Below are 14,677 nucleotides of genomic sequence, written 5' to 3' on the forward strand. Positions count from 1 at the left end.
TATATGTACTTAACTAGTACTCCTTTGCAGCTCAGCCATCATAGTATTTATTACCTTAGACCTGTAGCTTTGCGTCTCTACCTTTCAGTAGATTTGCCCATCTTTTTCCTCCTCAAATTAACACAATGGGTAAAAGCAGTCAATATTACCAGATTAAAATACACATAATTTTTACTATTTTACTATTAGTATGAAATAAATACTATTACATATTTTTCTCGGCTTATCCACAATTCTCTTCAAAACAATTAAAAACAGCTACAACGCAATATTGTAGCTGTTACTATAATTTTAAATAATCAATTACCCCTAAATGATTATTCATATTAAAGATAGTTATTTAGTTAATGTCATGTATAAGACTGACGGTATAAATGATAAAGCAAACATACAGGAATACCACATAGATGTACGGCGTAATGAAAAACGAACTTGTTTCTTTTCTGCATAAAAAATGTCTAACATCACTGAAGCAACAACAAGTGGAATAGTAACACATGCGATAGCAACTAATAAAATGTTTAAACTAAACATAATAGCACCCCTCTGTTCGTGAACATTTATTTTCCCTCTTTGTGACAACTTTATGTCAATTTCAGTGTACACAATTCGGTCACAAATTGTCAACTACATTCGACTAAGAAAAAAGCGCTTTTTGTAGAAAATTTTTATCACGACATAGTTTTTTCATAAAACACCCCATAAACAAAGCAGCTACAAAATCGTAGCTGCTTTGTTTGTCATTATTTTATTGGCTCTTCACTCAATTTTACACTTGACTACTCAGAGAGAACGTTTTCAAGAGCGATGCCTCAGACACCCACGCTTCTTGTTAATCAAGAACAGATTTTAGTATAGATCCATTTTATTCTCTATATTTATCTGTCAGCCCTCTTAAAAAATTTCTCACAAAGCGATCGCCACATTCTTTATAGTTACGATGACTTGGATTTCTTAAAATGGCACCTAATTCGCCTTTCGAAACGCTTACGCCTCCATCATATAAAATATCGAGCATCTCCTCACTCGTTAAGCCTAACGCAATCTTCACTTTCTTTAATAGCATATTATTAGGACTCTCTTTTCCTGAAACAGGTAGTGGTCCTTCCGGCTGACCAGGCTTAGGCTTTTGAGGACCTCGTTTAAATGTAATAAATCCATTTAAAAATGCCTCTACCATTTTATTATTACATTTGATGTATTCTTCTGGTGCTTCTTCCTCATCATTAACTTTAATAAGCATGTTCAATACTTCTTCCTTCGTAAAGTCCATGCCACCTAAGTTAAAAATTTTAACCATATCTTTATTTTTGATATCTAATGCATATCTTAAACGAATTAAAATATCATTGTTCGTCATTTAAAAAACCTCCATTTTAACTGTAAAAGCGCTTCTAACAATCCTATCCTCGAAAATGAAGCATTACTCTATTATAGCAGAGACATTCACAATTTTAGTTAGCTTTCCAAAAGTTACTTTACTATAGTATTTAGAATGTGCATTTTATTTTTTAACATGTATGATTAGCTAACTCTCGACCATTCTAATCACAAGGAGGTGAGATAAATGGCTAATCGTAGTTCAAATAAGCTTCTAGTTCCTGGTGTAAATGAAGCTGTTAATCAATTGAAATATGAAATCGCACAAGAATTTAATGTACAATTAGGGCCAGAAGCCTCTTCTCGTGCAAACGGTTCAGTCGGAGGAGAAATTACAAAACGCCTCGTAGAAATGGCTGAAAAACGTTCAAAAGGTTTATTATAATAATAAATTTAAAAAGAACGAATCCCTTTTTTAAATTGGAATTCGTTCTTTCAATTTTTAACTTCTTTCAGCGGGTGTCACGGAATCGGAAAGGAGTTCTTTGTACCAGCACAAAGCCGATTCCGGACGCAATTATGCCGAGGCATAATTGATTTATTTAATTTCAACTGGTTGTAAAGCCTCGCTTGTCCCTTTTTTAAAAGTCAGCATCACGATAAAGGAAATGCAATATAAGGCTGCTAAATAGATCATTACGACCGTCATATCATAACTTTGAAGAATATAACCTACAAAGATCGGTGAAAATCCTCCAATTGCTCTACCGAAATTAAAAATCGTATTTGTAGCTGTACTTCGAATTTGCACAGGATAGAAGCTACTAATTAAAGCTCCATATCCTGCAAACATGCCGTTTGAGAAGAAGCCGACAATCGCACCACCTAATAAAATTGCGACACTTCCTGTGGCATAGGAGTATAAAAACACAGCACATGCTGAAGCAAGTAAAAAGAAACCAAAAGCACGCTTTGCTCCAAATCGATCCATAAATCGTCCAAATGTTAGCATCCCGATAATCATGCCAACTGCTGTGCTAATTGTCCAAAGTGCCGAGCTTGAAACGGATAGACCTTGAGATTTTTGCAACATAGATGGCAACCAAATCATTAAGCCATTGTAACCAGCAATTTGAACAGTTGCCATAACGATTAACGAGATTGTCGTCATCGAAGTTCGAGGCGTTTCAAATAGTTGCGCCAACTTACCTTTTTCATGTTGTTTGTTGATTTTTTTATTTTTCTGAGAAGCCAACCACTCTGGTGATTCCTCAAGATTCTTTCGCACAATGAATGCGAAAATGACAGGTAACACCCCAACAAAGAATAATGCCCTCCAACCTAAAGTCGGAAGAATAACAGCACTTAGTAACGCTGCTAAAATAACTCCGTATTGAGCACCTACACTAACATATGAAGAGGCTCTTCCTTGCTTATTCTTCGGCCAAGCCTCGGCAACAAGAGCCATACCAATGCCGTATTCGCCCCCTGCACCAAGACCAGCGATAAATCTATAAATATAAATTTGTTCAATATTTGTTGCTAATCCAGTTAAAGCTGTACCAAGCGCAAACAACAAGACGGTATAAGTAAATACTTTTACCCGCCCATACTTATCAGCTAAAACCCCGAAAATAATACCGCCCAACAGCATACCAATATTCGTTACGGAAGAAATCAATCCACCCGTTGCAAAATCAATGTTAAATTCTGAAATAATCATTGTCATCGCAAAGGAAATAAACATAATGTCCATTCCTTCCAACGTTAAACCAGCTACTGACGCTACCACTGTTTTCTTACGATAATCCATTCATACAATCCTCCAGTTTCATTGTTAAAAATCTCTTTTAGCCTATTTGAGGGAATGGATTACACAATTCTTTTTCCATTCTCTTTTGAAGCCTCACAGGACTCCCTTTAAAAGAGGTATAATTGGCAAAATAAAAGCCCTTCTGTCACAGAGGACAAAAGGGCATGCGAAAACAAAGATATTGTTAGCTTAAAAATATCATGTAGCCCTTTTCAGCCTCTCTGGACCGTATTAAAGGAAATTTATTTCGTTCATTTATATCGTTCTACATTTTATAAGATTATTATTGAAAAAGCAATCTATTTTTAAGAAAAGAGATAAAAACCATCGAAGGTAAATTGAGATCACCCCTAAAAGTTAGACAGTAAAGTGGTTTGGGATGAACATCGAATTGTGTTTTGATGCTAATTTTTAATATCACGCTTCCGAAAACCAATAAAGCTGATAATCATTAATCCTACCCCAATTGCACTTAATAGGAATAATGGCATAAAAGTTGCTTCCTCTATAGGTACATGCGGAACATGACCAAATGGAGATAGCTTTCCTAACCAATTAGGAAATTGAATCAAGTTTCCTAAATATAGGACAATAAATGAATACATTAAATAAAACCAAATCAAATGGGTAAGCCTTGGTGAAAATCCATTAAGTACTGCAGTGATACCAATCATGACAAGTATTGCCGGGTAAAATACAAGAGCTGAGCTGTAAACCATGCTGAATTTGAGACCATGTTCTACAACTGCTGTACCAGCTGCCCATAGACCAATTGCGCTAAGGGAAATCATCACAAAACTATTCACAATTGCTAGGATTAAGTATGATCCAATTAGCTTAGTCCTCGATACAGCCCTACCTAATAAATGCTCTAGACGCCCCTTTTTTTCTTCGCCACGAAGTCTATTCATAGCCAAAACAGGGGGGATTGTTGCTATTAGGGAAATAATCATCATTAATGTCGGAATAAATTGTTCAACTAAGGAAGCGCCTTCTGCTTGCTGCAACAATTGTTGATACAATTCATTTCCTTTTAAAAAAGATTCCAAATCACCAAATATAGATCCATAAGAAGCACCAAGTATAAATAAGCCAATTGCCCATGCAATAAAGCCTGTTCGCTGTAATCGAAATGCTAGACCAATTGGGCTTTGTAAAAGGCGAGATGCATTACTTTTCCCTGGTTTGGATGCTATGAATCCTTGTTCTAAATCGCGAATACTATTTAGGTAAATTGCAATTATAAATAATAGGATAGAAAAAACCAGCATTAATAATATTGGCCCCCAATTATTAGATGAATATACTTCTGCTTTTGATACCCATCCTAATGGAGAAAGCCATGATAATTCTGCATTACTTATATCAGTGATAGCTCGAGAAAGATAAGCAAGTAGTAGTACTGCAACCGACCATCCAATCGTACCTCGGGAGCTTTCTGAAAGTTGAGCAAAAATCGCTGTCACTCCTACAAAAATAAACCCCGTTCCGCCTAACGCAGCACCATAAAGTAAGGATCCTTCTAAATCCATACTTTCAATCCCCAGTACATATAATCCAAAGCCTATAAATAATGCTAAAACAATAAATGCACCACTTGCTACAATAAATGATGCATTTAGGTAAGAAAGGCGCCCTGTTGGTAAAGAGCGAATCATTTCAATGAGACCATCTTCTTCATCTGCTCTTGTATGTCGTGTGACAAGTAAAATAGCCATTAAACCAACAATTACCGCAGTTATAATGAGCATTTGATGCGCTGTCATTGCACCAATCGTATAATTTTTTAGATCACCAGTTCCTACCATTGCCGTTATTGCGGGATTAGCCATTGTTTCAGTAACGGTATCTCTATCCTGTTGCGTTTTATATAAACTTTCAAAAGCAGGAGGTACGATTAATGTGAGCAACGTTATTCCAACTATCCATAATGAAACTCTTGTTCTATCTAGACGGAAAATTAATCGAGATAGTTGACCTGTATTCGCAAATCTATTTTGATTCATTAATGGACACCTCCTGTTTCTTTCCCTTCTGCATTATTTTTGCTTTCATAGTGACGCATAAATAAATCTTCCAGAGTAGGTGGTGCACTTTCCAATTTTACAATTCCAAATTGACTAATATGTCTGATGGCACTGTCCAGTTCTTCCGTATCAACTTGAAAGGTCAAACCTTGATTAGTTTCTTTTATATCATGTATTCCTTGTAACTTACTTAATGATGAAATAGGTTTCTTTGTCTCAACAAGGATATGTGTTCTTGTTAAGTGGCGAAGTTCATTTAACGATCCGGTTTCTATTATTTTTCCTTGTCGAATAATTCCCACTCTATCACACAATTTTTCTACTTCAGAAAGGATATGACTTGAAAGAAGCACACTTTTCCCTTTATTTTTAACCTCCATAACACACTCCTGAAAAACTTGTTCCATCAGCGGATCAAGGCCCGAGGTTGGTTCATCTAAAATATACAAATCTGCATCTGATGAAAATGCCGCAATTAATGCAACCTTTTGTCGGTTTCCCTTAGAATACGTTCGGCATTTCTTTGTTGGATCTAAATCAAATTTTTTTATTAATTCTTCTCGTTTGCTTTTATTATTGGTTCCCCGTAATTTAACAAATAAATCAATTACCTCTCCACCTGTTAAATTAGGCCATAAATTGACATCACCTGGTACATAAGCCAACCTCTTATGGATTTCCACTGCTTCATGCCAAGCATCTTTACCAAATAATTCAACTTCTCCATCTGTTGCCTTTAAAATACCAAGTAATACCCGTATCGTCGTTGATTTGCCAGCACCATTAGGACCAATGAATCCAAAAACTTCCCCACTCCGCACCTCAAAATTAACGCCATCTAAAGCTGTAACCTTCCCAAACTTCTTCGTTAAATTTCTAACTTCCAACACGCTCATGATCCATCCCCCTTATTTGTAAAAACTATATTTCAGGATTTTGGAATATTTTTCCCATTCTTCGAGATACTCCTCCCTAACTTCTTCAAAGCTGTTTAATTGATTAATTACTTTTTCCCCAAATCCGAACATTGTCCAATTAAGAATATCAATCGCTTTTTGAATATCGATGTCCTCACGAAATTTAGAGTAGTCTATATTGTCATATATTTTTGTAACTCCCTCTTCGAAAATAGAATTAACTTTTTGTTTAATATCCTCCTTCACTTCATCAGATTCCTCATGGACTGAAGAAAAAAGAAAATCAAATACCTGGGGGAATTTTCTTTGTATATGCAATTTTTTTAATCCTAATTTCTCAATTTTTATAAATATATCTGTTTCATTCAAATCTATATGCTCATAAATTTTCTCAATGACTTGAATAGAGTATTCAATTAAATATAAATAAAGATCTTTTTTACTTTTAAAATAATTAAATAATGAACCTTTTGAGATTCTTGCCTCTTTTACAATTTCATTTGTTGAAGCTTTGTCAAAACCACTTTGCACAAATTCTTTTATGGCGGCATTAATAATACGTTCTTGTTTTTCTGATTTTAGACTGTTAAATAAAGAATTAATGATAATTGTCTCCTTTCTTCAATGACCAAGGTGGTCATATACAATTTAACAAAAATGACCATTATGGTCAAATGAAAATAAAAAGGAAAAAAGGACATGATTTTCTTCCCGTCACTTCATACTGTCTTTTACAAAACTGAATTAGGCAAAAAAAAAGAGGGGTTCTTTGCCCCTCTTTACTATCTACTGTCCATCTCAATCAACATTGTTTGATTCAAAGTTATCAAGCAATGCACGCACTTCATCTGTTGATTTCGTGTTCATCAATTGATTTCTTAATTCACCAGCTCCACGGAATCCTTTAACATAAATTTTGAAAAAGCGGTGAAGCCCTGTGATTGACCGTGGTAATGCTTCCGCATATTGATCTTGAAGATCAAGCTGCAGTCTTAAAAGATCAAGGTACTCTTTACTGCTATGCTCTTTTGGCTCTTTTTCAAAAGCAAAAGGATTTTTAAAAATACCTCGCCCGATCATAACGCCATCAATGCCATATTGTTCAGCAAGCTGTAGCCCTGTTTGACGATCAGGAATGTCTCCATTGATTGTTAGTAGCGTATTTGGTGCGATACGGTCACGTAATTTCTTGATTTCCGGAATTAGCTCCCAATGTGCATCTACTTGGCTCATTTCCTTTCTTGTACGTAAATGAATAGAAAGGTTCGCAATATCCTGTTTTAAAATATACGTTAGCCACTTCTCCCACTCACTTACCTCTTTAAAGCCAAGTCGTGTTTTCACGCTGACAGGTAGTCCTCCTGCTTTTGCTGCTTGAATAAGCTCTGCCGCAACGTCTGGTCGCAGGATAAGGCCACTACCTTTCCCTCTCGATGCCACATTCGGGACAGGACAACCCATATTAATATCGATGCCTTTAAAACCTAGCTCTGCCATGCCAATACTCATTTGACGGAAATATTCGGGATTATCCCCCCAAATATGTGCCACCATTGGCTGTTCATCTTCTGTAAAAATCAAACGACCACGCACACTTTTCATGCCCTCTGGATGACAATAGCTATCTGAGTTTGTAAACTCTGTGAAAAATACGTCCGGTCGACCGGCTTCACTTACTACGTGACGAAAAACAACATCCGTCACATCTTCCATTGGTGCAAGTACAAAAAATGGTCGCGGTAAGTTACGCCAAAAATTATCTATCATTTCAAACTCAAATCCTCTCACTATGGATACAACTTTAAACTCTCGATCATACAATATAAAGCCAAATGTTTCACTTTTTTTACACTTATATCATGCTCAATAACTGATTATCAAACACAAATACATTTGACATTTATAATTTGTAAAAATCAACAATGTTTATTTTAACGAAAATCGGTCCTGAATGGTATGTTTATAAACAAAAAGCAGATGGCATAGATTTTTGAACTGAACCCCGAATAGTGGACACTTTATTCCAAAAACATAAAAAAGCAATTCAAGATAACGGTTAATTTATCATAAAGCAATCGAATTATAAACCCTTTGATATCAAACCCACGTTCTTGAACTGCCTATTATAATGTTCTGATACCAATTATGATGTGTATAATTTTCATCACATATATCAAAAGTAACCTCTTCTATTCAAGTATAAGATTCAACCAAAACCCTTCCGTGCTTACACAAAAAGGATGGAATATTCACTCCATCCTTTCAGAGTTCTATCATTTACTAATCAATCACCCGAGCAACATCCCTACCACAAGTCTTGCATTTCCCCTTCAATACAGGGGCATATTCTCCCTCCTGTATCGTGTATTTCACAATTGTCGTTACACCACAATTGCCACAAAATACGTTTTTCACGAGCATTTCTCTGATATCTTTCGGGATAGAGAGCCATTTTTTTGCTGCGTCCATTATGATCGCTCCTTTAGAGTTAGTTCCGTAACAACCTCCACATGTGTCGAATGCGGGAACATATCCACAGGTTGAATCTCCTGTGTTTGATAGCCCCCATCCTCCAAAATTCGAAGGTCACGCGCTAGTGTAGCTGGATTACAGGACACATACACAACACGCTTTGGACGTTGCTCTAAAATTGTTTTTAGAAGCTCCTCATCGCATCCTTTGCGTGGTGGGTCAACTACTAACACATCCGCTTCTTTGCCTTCCTTATACCAACGTGGAATAACTTCCTCTGCTGGGCCTGCCTCAAAATACGTATTAGTGAAACCATTTAATTCAGCATTACGTTTTGCATCTTTAATTGCTTGTGGGACAATTTCAACACCCATAACAGCCTTTGCTTGTTGTGCAAGGAATAATGAAATTGTGCCGATACCACAGTAAGCATCAATTACTCGTTCATCACCTTCTAAGTTAGCGTAGTCTAATGCTTGTTTGTATAAAACTTCCGTTTGCTCAGGGTTTACTTGATAAAATGAACGGGCTGAAATTTCAAAGCGAACATCGCCAATTGTATCAATAATAACGTCCTTGCCCCACAAGTTCACAGTTTCATCACCAAAAATAACGTTTGTTTTGTCGCTGTTAACGTTTTGCATAATGGATGTGACATTCGGGACAAGCTTCTGGATTGTCGCAACAGCAGCTTCTTTTTGCGGGAATTTTTTCTTTTTCGTTACGAGAACCACCATAGCTTCACCAGTTGCTCGTGCCTTACGAATAACTACGTGGCGGAGCATTCCCTCATGTGATAGCTCGTTGTATGGTCGAATACCGATTGCCGCTAATTCCTTTTTCAAGCCGGTAAGAATAGCGTCCGCTTCCCCAGTCTGAATTAAGCATCGCTCCATATCCACAATGCTATGAGACTTCGTTTTGTAGAAACCAGCAATTGCTTGTCCTGCTTCATTTGAGGAGAAAGGTATTTGCGCTTTATTACGGTAATGCCAAGGCTCTTCCATGCCCTTCACCGGTAGAACAGGCGCATCAATTTTACCAATGCGCTGCATGACATTACGCACCATGTTTTCTTTCCATTTTAACTGTCCTTCATAAGACAGGTGCTGTAATTGGCAGCCGCCACATTGTTTAAAATATTCACAAGGTGCATCTACACGATCTGGTGATGGCTCGAGAATTTCTACGACCTTCGCAAAGCCGTAGTTTTTTAACGTTTTCACAACATGTACTTCCGCCGTTTCACTAGGAAGTGCACCTTGGATAAATAATGGATAGCCATCGACCTTTGCGACGCCATTGCCATCATGTGTTAAATCTTCTATATAAACTGTTAGTCGGTCATTCTTTTTCACGGGTGCTGACATTCGTACATCCTCCATTTCAATCTCTTTATTGTAGCATGTTGTGGCGGATGAAAAAAGAACAAGGCCTAATATTAACTGCTCGTGTAGGCCGAGAATGTGATCAGCTCTGTTCCCAAACTGCTCGGGTAAGCCAAAAATGTGATGTGATCTGCCCTGTCTACCCGAGCACCCGAGCGGATACATCTTCCCCTTTATACGAGTAGAAAAAAGAGCCGCTATTCGCGACTCTTTCCCTCTTTCCTCACGGTGTGGTAATCTCTAGGTGCCCACCAGAAAGCAGCAACTACCCCGAGGATGACGACTATAAATGGCGCATAAAACATTAAAAAACTTGCCATAGTTTTATCCCTCCTATGCGTGATTGTCTTCTTTTCCGGTCACGTATTTTTTGTTGAAGAGGAATAATTTCAACAACAAGAACAGTGATGGAATAAGCAGACATAATCCTAAAATAAACGCAATGACGAGCGCAATCGCCATTTGTGTACTTGTAAAGCTATCGTAAATTGTTAAATACGGATACAGTAAATATGGATATTGCGCAATTCCATATGCGAAGAACGCCACTGCAAATTGGGCAATCAACAATCCAACCGCAAGACCATAATTTTTTCGCATCCATATTAACACTATCGTAATAATAAATAACACAGCTGACATGGCGAACATCCACCATAAATTAACCATATGATTGTAACTTTCAATGTTGATAAATTTCATTTCGTACATAATGCCGAGCGCACTGACCATCAATGGTATCGCCCAAGCAAGTGCGTATCTTCTCATTAAATTCGTGGCTTCTCTATCCTTTGCTTTATGAGCATACCAAGTTAAAAACACGGCTGAAATATAAAGTACGGCTGCAATGCTCAACACGACAATACTCCAAGCAAATGGGCTCGTATACAATGTCCAATAGTTCAAGACAGGTTGCCCATCAACAATATCAACATAGCCACCAGCAGCAATCGCGAATACAACAGAGAGTGAGGCTGGAATGAGTAAGCCTGCTACTCCATAGGTAAGTGTGTAACCGATATGTCCTCGTGCGCCATATGATTCAAACGCATAGTAGGAGCCTCGTATTGCAAGAAGCACTAGCGAAATACTAACCGGAACAAGTAATATCGTTCCATAATAGAAAGCTGTTTGTGGGAAAAATCCAACAATCCCTACAAAGAAGAATACTAAAAAGACATTGGTTACTTCCCAAACAGGTGATAAATAACGCTTAATAATATTCGTTAAAATGTGATTTTTTCCGATGAGTAGGCTGTAGGCATTAAAAAAGCCTGCGCCAAAATCGATTGAAGCTACAATGACATAGCCAAATAGGAAGATCCATAAAACTGAAATACCTAAAATCTCTAATGTCATAAGATGTCACCGCCTTTATCAGCATGGCGATCTTCTATTTCTCGCTCAATTGGATTCTTTTTGAACATACGAATTAAAACCACCATACTTCCTACTGCTAATACGGCATACACACCTGTAAACAATAGCATCATTAAATCGACATGGTCACTCGTTGTGGCCCCTTCTGGTGTTCGCATTAATCCATATAAAATCCAAGGCTGTCGTCCAACTTCAGCAAGCCACCATCCTGCTTCAATCGCAATAATGGAAAGTGGTCCACCTGCAACAACAATCCATCTAAACCAACGTCTATGAATAAACTGCCAATCACGTGCTTTCCCGGTTACATAAAGCAGTGAAACGAATGCCATAAACATGCCAATAAACACCATGAGATCAAAGAGGTAATGAATATACAGTGGTGGTCGATCTTCTTTAGCAAATTGATCTAAGCCAATTACCTCTGCATTTGGATTATTATGTGCTAAAACGCTCAAAGCATAAGGTACTTTAATAGCATATTTTACTTCTTCACCATTTAATACACCTAATAGTATAAGGGAAGCTTTATCCCCCGTTTCAAAATGCCACTCAGCTGCAGCTAGTTTTTCTGGCTGATATTCTGCTAAATATTTTCCTGAAAAGTCTCCAATAATCGCTGATGCAATGGAGAAAATCAGGCCTATCTTCATAAGTAGTAATAAAGATTTTTTATGATATACATGCTTAGAACCTCTAAGCAGACGGTATCCTGCAATGGATGCTAACACAAATGCGGACGTCATATAGGCTGTAACGAGAACATGCGCAACCTTTGTCGGCATTGCTGGATTAAACATGGCTAAAAAAGGTTGAATATTCACAAGCTGTCCGTCCACAATGTCAAATCCTTGTGGCGCATTCATAAACGCATTGACAATTGTTATAAACACAGCTGACATCGATGCACCGATAGCTACTGGAATTAACAGTAGCATATGCTTTTTCTGACTATCGAAGCGATCCCAAGTATATAGGTAGATGCCTAGAAAGATGGCTTCGAAGAAAAATGCAAACGTTTCCATAAAAAGTGGTAATGCAATTGTTTGGCCGGCAAGTTGCATAAAATTCGGCCATAGTAAAGACAACTGTAAGCCAATAGCTGTCCCTGTTACAACGCCGACTGCAACCGTAATAACAAAACCTCGTGCCCAACGTCTTGCCATTAAAATATAGTGCTCATCATTCTTTTTATACCCAGTCCATTGTGCAATCATAATCATTAATGGGACACCCACACCAATCGTTGCATAAATAATATGGAACGATAAGGTTAGCTCCGTTAATGCTCTACTCCAAAAGACTGCTGATTCATTCACCATTTCATTGCCCCCCTAACCTCCAAATATTCTTCCAAGTATGGAAAGTAGCATGATAATTGCAACACCAAAGCTTAGCCAAATGAGCTTTCTTTCCTGTGACTTATACAAAGGCAACACTTCCTTTCCCTTATCCATACCCCCATTTTCCACTATTCCAACGAAAAAAACCTTTATAACGGACCGAAATTTCGGCCTATTATAAAGGTTTCAAATTTTGTTCAAGTAATATACGCACATTTGCCAAACATTTTTCTTAATTCATTCACAATACCAATTATTAGAAATTTTAATATCTATATACGGATTTTTTACCAATTTAAACCATGAATAAACTTTCGCCTAAATTAAACAAGGCTCCCTCCTAAATTGAGTAGAGCCCTGTTTTAAATTCATTACATGCGGTCTTCTTCACGAATATCTGCTAGTGGAACAAAAATCTCAATATGGCGCTTTAAGTTTTCAAATGTAGCAGGTGCATCTCCACCATACTCACCATCTAAGTTTAAATGTATTTCATCTTCAGTAGATACTTTTACGACACTTGCCTTTTTATAAATCACACGATCATCATTCAAATGCTCGCCTCTTAATGCCATTGCGGCAAGCTGAATAAATTCAGGCAGGCTTACTTTTTTCAATACTAATAAAGTAAAGTAGCCATCATTAATACTTGCGTCAGGTGCAAGCTTTTCAAAACCACCCACTGAATTTGTTAAGCCGCATAAAAACATCATGGCATCCCCATCAAACACTTCCCCATCATATTCGATACGCATATGGGAAGCTTTGATCGATGGGATCATTTCTACTGCTTTTACGTAATAAGCTAGCTGTCCTAGCATTGTTTTCATTTTACTTGGCACTTCATAAGTTAACTCTGTAATACGTCCGCCAGCGGCAATATTGATGAAATAGCGTTCCCCATTTAATAAACCAACATCTACCGGCAACGTTTCACCTTTAATAATGATGTCAACGGCAGCTTCAATATTTCGGGGAATATGCACGGCACGGGCAAAGTCATTCGTTGTGCCCATCGGAATTAAACCTACTTTCGGGCGATTCTCAAATGAACTCACACCTGAAACAACTTCATTTAATGTGCCATCTCCACCAACTGCAATGATTATATCAAAGCCACGTTCAACTGCATCTTTTGCTGCAATGGTTGCATCGCCTTCACAGGTCGTTGCGTGACAAGATGTCTCATAGCCTGTTACCTCTAATTTTGCCAGTACTTCTGGTAAATGCTTTTTAAACGCTTCACGCCCAGATGTAGGATTATAAATGATTCTTGCTCGTTTCATAACATACCTTCCTGCTTCATAAGATTCTATTTCTTTCAACGAATTATTCATTTAAATGTTGCATTAAGCTTCCAATAATCAACAAAAAGGCTTGTCCTCAAGCTCTGACATGCGGCCTTATGATTTACAATTATTGCAATGCAGCTGTTACTTGCTTTTTAAAATCCTCATAAACAAATGTCCAATATGATCTGTTCGTAATATTTTCTTCACGAATTTCAGCATATAGTGCTTTTTGTGCATCTTCAAATGTAGGATCTTCTTTATCAGGTAAAGTAGCTCGTTTACTCACTACTAGTTCCTGTAATTCTGGTGCACGTGGACCCCATTTTCCAACAACCTGACCAGCATCATCTAATAAAATATAAACCGGAATTGCACGGCCACCGTTTGTTAAATAGCGATCGATTAAATCTGTATCAGCATCCCGTAGTACTGCGCGCATATCTAATCCTGCTGCCTCTGCAACTCGGCGAATAACTGGATTATTTAACATTGCGTCCCCGCACCAATCCTCAGTAATTGTTAAAATTTTTGGTTGCTTGTCCTTCAGTAGTTCGATAAAGCCATCGTTTAGTGGCACTTCGAAGCCATCATAAATACGGAAGCTTTCCTCTTTTAATGTCGTCATATTATCCATATATTGTTGAATCGAAATCGCATCATTGAAATATTGTTGTTCAGTTTTCATTGATTGACCTCCTAAATTTTTATTATGTTCTATTCTATAT

15 protein-coding genes and 1 riboswitch are annotated in these 14,677 nt (G+C 37.4%); of the genes, 1 reads left to right on the forward strand and 14 read right to left on the reverse strand.

Annotation, left to right across the window (positions count from 1 at the left end):
• Positions 1 to 22: 22 nt before the first annotated feature.
• Positions 23 to 108, reverse strand: a riboswitch (cyclic di-GMP riboswitch).
• 228 nt (positions 109 to 336) lie between these two features.
• Both ACIQLB_RS21045 and ACIQLB_RS21050 read right to left on the reverse strand, forming a co-directional pair.
• Entirely contained in the window at positions 337 to 534 is a 198-nt protein-coding gene (locus tag ACIQLB_RS21045) for a hypothetical protein (protein ID WP_053483025.1), read from the reverse strand.
• 331 nt (positions 535 to 865) lie between these two features.
• Positions 866 to 1,360: a YehS family protein gene (locus tag ACIQLB_RS21050; protein ID WP_400730386.1), complete on the reverse strand. Its 495-nt coding sequence runs from the start codon at positions 1,358 to 1,360 to the stop codon at positions 866 to 868.
• A 207-nt stretch (positions 1,361 to 1,567) separates the two neighbouring features.
• Between ACIQLB_RS21050 and ACIQLB_RS21055 the strand changes: the two genes are divergently transcribed.
• Entirely contained in the window at positions 1,568 to 1,765 is a 198-nt protein-coding gene (locus ACIQLB_RS21055) for an alpha/beta-type small acid-soluble spore protein (RefSeq protein ID WP_370046452.1), read from the forward strand.
• Between the two features lie 153 nt (positions 1,766 to 1,918).
• Here the strand turns inward: ACIQLB_RS21055 and ACIQLB_RS21060 are convergent, their stop codons facing one another.
• The 12 genes from ACIQLB_RS21060 to ACIQLB_RS21115 all read right to left on the reverse strand — a co-directional run bounded on the left by ACIQLB_RS21060 (position 1,919) and on the right by ACIQLB_RS21115 (position 14,637).
• A complete protein-coding gene (locus tag ACIQLB_RS21060) occupies positions 1,919 to 3,133 on the reverse strand; it encodes an MFS transporter (RefSeq protein WP_400730388.1) in 1,215 nt (404 codons plus the stop codon).
• Between the two features lie 404 nt (positions 3,134 to 3,537).
• Positions 3,538 to 5,139: an ABC transporter permease gene (locus tag ACIQLB_RS21065; RefSeq protein WP_400730390.1), complete on the reverse strand. Its 1,602-nt coding sequence runs from the start codon at positions 5,137 to 5,139 to the stop codon at positions 3,538 to 3,540.
• Entirely contained in the window at positions 5,139 to 6,056 is a 918-nt protein-coding gene (locus ACIQLB_RS21070) for an ABC transporter ATP-binding protein (RefSeq protein WP_400730392.1), read from the reverse strand. Before ACIQLB_RS21070 ends, ACIQLB_RS21065 begins: the two co-directional genes overlap by 1 nt.
• Before the next feature lie 12 nt (positions 6,057 to 6,068).
• Positions 6,069 to 6,686 (reverse strand): TetR/AcrR family transcriptional regulator, encoded by a 618-nt coding sequence (locus ACIQLB_RS21075; protein WP_400730454.1) that lies wholly within the window; start codon positions 6,684 to 6,686, stop codon positions 6,069 to 6,071.
• Positions 6,687 to 6,875: 189 nt separating this feature from the next.
• Complete coding sequence (locus tag ACIQLB_RS21080) at positions 6,876 to 7,865, reverse strand: tRNA dihydrouridine synthase (protein ID WP_400730394.1); 990 nt, start codon at positions 7,863 to 7,865, stop codon at positions 6,876 to 6,878.
• A 492-nt stretch (positions 7,866 to 8,357) separates the two neighbouring features.
• Complete coding sequence (locus ACIQLB_RS21085; RefSeq protein WP_132363450.1) at positions 8,358 to 8,546, reverse strand: hypothetical protein; 189 nt, start codon at positions 8,544 to 8,546, stop codon at positions 8,358 to 8,360.
• The gene (gene rlmD, locus ACIQLB_RS21090; protein WP_400730396.1) at positions 8,546 to 9,919 is read right to left on the reverse strand and encodes a 23S rRNA (uracil(1939)-C(5))-methyltransferase RlmD; all 1,374 of its coding nucleotides are present in this window, start codon (positions 9,917 to 9,919) and stop codon (positions 8,546 to 8,548) included. Before rlmD ends, ACIQLB_RS21085 begins: the two co-directional genes overlap by 1 nt.
• A 215-nt stretch (positions 9,920 to 10,134) precedes the next feature.
• Complete coding sequence (cydS, locus tag ACIQLB_RS21095) at positions 10,135 to 10,257, reverse strand: cytochrome bd oxidase small subunit CydS family protein (RefSeq protein ID WP_400730398.1); 123 nt, start codon at positions 10,255 to 10,257, stop codon at positions 10,135 to 10,137.
• A 13-nt stretch (positions 10,258 to 10,270) separates the two neighbouring features.
• Positions 10,271 to 11,296 (reverse strand): cytochrome d ubiquinol oxidase subunit II, encoded by a 1,026-nt coding sequence (locus ACIQLB_RS21100; RefSeq protein WP_400730400.1) that lies wholly within the window; start codon positions 11,294 to 11,296, stop codon positions 10,271 to 10,273.
• Complete coding sequence (locus ACIQLB_RS21105) at positions 11,293 to 12,639, reverse strand: cytochrome ubiquinol oxidase subunit I (protein WP_400730402.1); 1,347 nt, start codon at positions 12,637 to 12,639, stop codon at positions 11,293 to 11,295. Before ACIQLB_RS21105 ends, ACIQLB_RS21100 begins: the two co-directional genes overlap by 4 nt.
• Positions 12,640 to 13,031: 392 nt before the next feature.
• Positions 13,032 to 13,946, reverse strand: coding sequence for a diacylglycerol kinase (locus ACIQLB_RS21110; protein WP_400730404.1), 915 nt, complete (start codon positions 13,944 to 13,946; stop codon positions 13,032 to 13,034).
• 130 nt (positions 13,947 to 14,076) lie between these two features.
• Positions 14,077 to 14,637, reverse strand: coding sequence for a thioredoxin family protein (locus tag ACIQLB_RS21115; protein ID WP_400730406.1), 561 nt, complete (start codon positions 14,635 to 14,637; stop codon positions 14,077 to 14,079).
• Positions 14,638 to 14,677: the final 40 nt, after the last annotated feature.

It is taken from the genome of Lysinibacillus sp. NPDC092081, from assembly GCF_044755845.1.
Lineage (GTDB): Bacteria > Bacillota > Bacilli > Bacillales_A > Planococcaceae > Lysinibacillus.

What these genes read in the sequence shown, in the direction of transcription:
- ACIQLB_RS21045 (WP_053483025.1), bottom strand. Translation starts at nt 534, where the DNA reads ATGTTTAGTTTAAACATTTTATTAGTTGCTATCGCATGTGTTACTATT.
- ACIQLB_RS21050 (WP_400730386.1), bottom strand. Translation starts at nt 1,360, where the DNA reads ATGACGAACAATGATATTTTAATTCGTTTAAGATATGCATTAGATATC.
- ACIQLB_RS21055 (WP_370046452.1), top strand. Translation starts at nt 1,568, where the DNA reads ATGGCTAATCGTAGTTCAAATAAGCTTCTAGTTCCTGGTGTAAATGAA.
- ACIQLB_RS21060 (WP_400730388.1), bottom strand. Translation starts at nt 3,133, where the DNA reads ATGGATTATCGTAAGAAAACAGTGGTAGCGTCAGTAGCTGGTTTAACG.
- ACIQLB_RS21065 (WP_400730390.1), bottom strand. Translation starts at nt 5,139, where the DNA reads ATGAATCAAAATAGATTTGCGAATACAGGTCAACTATCTCGATTAATT.
- ACIQLB_RS21070 (WP_400730392.1), bottom strand. Translation starts at nt 6,056, where the DNA reads ATGAGCGTGTTGGAAGTTAGAAATTTAACGAAGAAGTTTGGGAAGGTT.
- ACIQLB_RS21085 (WP_132363450.1), bottom strand. Translation starts at nt 8,546, where the DNA reads ATGGACGCAGCAAAAAAATGGCTCTCTATCCCGAAAGATATCAGAGAA.
- rlmD (WP_400730396.1), bottom strand. Translation starts at nt 9,919, where the DNA reads ATGTCAGCACCCGTGAAAAAGAATGACCGACTAACAGTTTATATAGAA.
- cydS (WP_400730398.1), bottom strand. Translation starts at nt 10,257, where the DNA reads ATGGCAAGTTTTTTAATGTTTTATGCGCCATTTATAGTCGTCATCCTC.
- ACIQLB_RS21100 (WP_400730400.1), bottom strand. Translation starts at nt 11,296, where the DNA reads ATGACATTAGAGATTTTAGGTATTTCAGTTTTATGGATCTTCCTATTT.
- ACIQLB_RS21105 (WP_400730402.1), bottom strand. Translation starts at nt 12,639, where the DNA reads ATGGTGAATGAATCAGCAGTCTTTTGGAGTAGAGCATTAACGGAGCTA.
- ACIQLB_RS21110 (WP_400730404.1), bottom strand. Translation starts at nt 13,946, where the DNA reads ATGAAACGAGCAAGAATCATTTATAATCCTACATCTGGGCGTGAAGCG.
- ACIQLB_RS21115 (WP_400730406.1), bottom strand. Translation starts at nt 14,637, where the DNA reads ATGAAAACTGAACAACAATATTTCAATGATGCGATTTCGATTCAACAA.